The organism is Actinomyces marseillensis (assembly GCF_900155605.1).
GTDB lineage: Bacteria > Actinomycetota > Actinomycetes > Actinomycetales > Actinomycetaceae > Pauljensenia > Pauljensenia marseillensis.
On record NZ_LT707419.1, the window covers coordinates 1 to 3,647 of the forward strand.

General features: G+C 54.9%; 2 rRNA genes. Both read left to right on the forward strand.

What is annotated here, in order from left to right:
• Positions 1–40: 40 nt before the first annotated feature.
• A 16S ribosomal RNA gene (locus tag BQ8011_RS00005) occupies positions 41–1,578 on the forward strand.
• A 356-nt stretch (positions 1,579–1,934) separates the two neighbouring features.
• Positions 1,935–3,647: ribosomal RNA gene (locus BQ8011_RS09035) — 23S ribosomal RNA — on the forward strand; the annotation flags it as partial.

Consider the following 3,647-nt stretch of genomic DNA (forward strand, 5'->3'; position numbering starts at 1 on the left):
TTTTGTGGTGGGTTTTCCGGGCTTATTGTTTTTACAGTTTTGTTCGGAGAGTTTGATCCTGGCTCAGGACGAACGCTGGCGGCGTGCTTAACACATGCAAGTCGAACGCTGAAGGCTCAGCTTGCTGGGCTGGATGAGTGGCGAACGGGTGAGTAACACGTGAGTAACCTGCCCTCTTCTTTGGGATAACGGTCGGAAACGGCTGCTAATACCGGGTATTCACTGTCCTTCGCATGGGGGGTGGTGGAAAGGTTTTTTCTGGTGGGGGATGGGCTCGCGGCCTATCAGCTTGTTGGTGGGGTGATGGCTTACCAAGGCTTTGACGGGTAACCGGCCTGAGAGGGTGACCGGTCACATTGGGACTGAGATACGGCCCAGACTCCTACGGGAGGCAGCAGTGGGGAATATTGCACAATGGGCGAAAGCCTGATGCAGCGACGCCGCGTGAGGGATGGAGGCCTTCGGGTTGTAAACCTCTTTCGCTCATGGTCAAGCCGCAACTCAAGGTTGTGGTGAGGGTAGTGGGTAAAGAAGCACCGGCTAACTACGTGCCAGCAGCCGCGGTAATACGTAGGGTGCGAGCGTTGTCCGGAATTATTGGGCGTAAAGGGCTTGTAGGCGGTTTGTCGCGTCTGCCGTGAAATCCTCTGGCTTAACTGGGGGCGTGCGGTGGGTACGGGCAGACTTGAGTGCGGTAGGGGAGACTGGAACTCCTGGTGTAGCGGTGGAATGCGCAGATATCAGGAAGAACACCGGTGGCGAAGGCGGGTCTCTGGGCCGTTACTGACGCTGAGGAGCGAAAGCGTGGGGAGCGAACAGGATTAGATACCCTGGTAGTCCACGCTGTAAACGTTGGGCACTAGGTGTGGGGGCCACCCGTGGTTTCTGCGCCGTAGCTAACGCTTTAAGTGCCCCGCCTGGGGAGTACGGCCGCAAGGCTAAAACTCAAAGGAATTGACGGGGGCCCGCACAAGCGGCGGAGCATGCGGATTAATTCGATGCAACGCGAAGAACCTTACCAAGGCTTGACATGCACGGCGGCACTGCAGAGATGTGGTGGCATTTAGTTGGTCGTGTGCAGGTGGTGCATGGTTGTCGTCAGCTCGTGTCGTGAGATGTTGGGTTAAGTCCCGCAACGAGCGCAACCCTTGCCCTATGTTGCCAGCACGTTATGGTGGGGACTCGTGGGGGACTGCCGGGGTTAACTCGGAGGAAGGTGGGGATGACGTCAAATCATCATGCCCCTTATGTCTTGGGCTTCACGCATGCTACAATGGCTGGTACAGAGGGTTGCGATACTGTGAGGTGGAGCGAATCCCTTAAAGCCGGTCTCAGTTCGGATTGGGGTCTGCAACTCGACCCCATGAAGGTGGAGTCGCTAGTAATCGCAGATCAGCAACGCTGCGGTGAATACGTTCTCGGGCCTTGTACACACCGCCCGTCACGTCACGAAAGTTGGTAACACCCGAAGCCCATGGCCTAACCGTTTGGGGGGAGTGGTCGAAGGTGGGATTGGCGATTGGGACGAAGTCGTAACAAGGTAGCCGTACCGGAAGGTGCGGCTGGATCACCTCCTTTCTAGGGAGCCCATTTGGGGGATGCATACGGCCTGGGGTTTTTTCGGGTTGTGTGTGTTTCTTGTGCCTGCATTAGGACGCTGCCCCTTTTGGGTGGTGGGTGTGGGTGCGTTTTTGGGTTGGGCATAAATTGTTGTGCAAGAGGCAAGCATGCTGTCGGGTTCACGTTCAACACCTGTTGGGCGAGTAGCCCACGACTGTTGGCACCGGGTTTTTTGGTGTTGGTGGTTGTGTGGTGTGTTGTTTGTGATCTGTATAGTGGTTGATGAGCATCTTTATTGCAATTGAAACCTGTTCTCTAAAATTTTTTTTGTTTTAGGGTTTTGTTTCTTTTATTGTTTTTTGTGTCTGTGGTTTTGTTTAGTTTTTGTGGGCATTCGGTGGATGCCTTGGCACTCAGAGCTGATGAAGGACGTGGCGGTCTGCGATATGCCTTAGGGAGTTGACGAGCGAGCGTTGATCTAAGGATTTCCGAATGGGGGAACCTAGCTGGTGTTATGGCCAGTTACCATCACTTGAATGAAATAGGGTGGTGGGGGGAACGCGGGGAAGTGAAACATCTCAGTACCCGTAGGAGAAGATATTCCGTGAGTAGTGGCGAGCGAAAGCGGAGGAGGCTAAACCTTGTGCGTGTGATAGGCGGCGGCCGTTGCGCATGGGGTGTTGTGGGGCATGATCGTTCGCCTTCTGCCGGGGGTGGGCATGGTGTGTTGTTGGTGGTTGAACCTCTTGGGATGGGGGACCGTAGTGCGTGATAGTCGCGTAGGCCAGCCGGTGACATGTTGTGTGGGTTGTGTTCCCGAGTAGTGCGGGACTCGTGAAATCTCGTGTGAATCTGCCAGGACCACCTGGTAAGCCTAAATACTACTGAGTGACCGATAGTGCATAGTACCGTGAGGGAATGGTGAAAAGTACCCCGGGAGGGGAGTGAAATAGTACCTGAAACCGGATGCTTTTAAGCCGTCAGAGCCTTGTGGGGTGATGGCGTGCCTTTTGAAGAATGAGCCTGCGAGTCAGTGGCATGTGGCGTGCTTAACCCGTGTGGGGTATGCGTAGCGAAAGCGAGTCTGAAATATGGCGTTTGTCGCGTGTTCTGGACCCGAAGCGGGGTGATCTACCCATGGCCAGGTTGAAGCAAGGGTAAGACTTTGTGGAGGACCGAACCCACCAGGGTTGAAAACCTGGGGGATGAGCTGTGGGTAGGGGTGAAAGGCCAATCAAACTCCGTGATAGCTGGTTCTCCCCGAAATGCATTTAGGTGCAGCGTTGTGTGGTTCCTGTTGGAGGTAGAGCTACTGGATGGCCGATGGGCCCTGTGGGTTACTGACGTCAGCCAAACTCCGAATGCCAATAGGGTTGAGCATGGCAGTGAGACTGCGGGGGATAAGCTTCGTAGTCGAGAGGGAAACAGCCCAGATCATCAGCTAAGGCCCCTAAGTGTGCGCTAAGTGGGAAAGGATGTGGAGTCGCGGTGACAACCAGGAGGTTGGCTTAGAAGCAGCCATCCTTGAAAGAGTGCGTAATAGCTCACTGGTCAAGTGATTTCGCGCCGACAATGTAGCGGGGCTTAAGCGTACCGCCGAAGCTGTGGCAGCAACACATATAGCTGGCGTCATTGAATGATTGTTGGTGTGTTGTTGGGTAGGGGAGCGTCCTGCATGAGGTGAAGCCTGGGGGGAACCTCTGGTGGATTGTGTGGGAGTGAGAATGCAGGCATGAGTAGCGAATCTGCGGTGAGAATCCGCAGCGCCGATTGACTAAGGGTTCCAGGGCTAGGTTTATCCGCCCTGGGTTAGTCGGGTCCTAAGGCGAGGCCGACAGGCGTAGTCGATGGATAACCAGTTGATATTCTGGTACCGCCTAGCAACCGTCCAATACTGAGATCATCATGCTAACCAATTTTGCCGGCCAATACTCGTATCCTTCGGGGTGTGGGTGGAGGTTGGTCTTGGGACCCGGTGGTGGAGGTAAGCGTATTAACAGGGGTGACGCAGAAAGGTAGCTGCAGTGCGCCGGTGGTTTGGCGTATTTAAGGTTGTGGCCCGTCTTCTAGGTAAATCCGGGAGACAC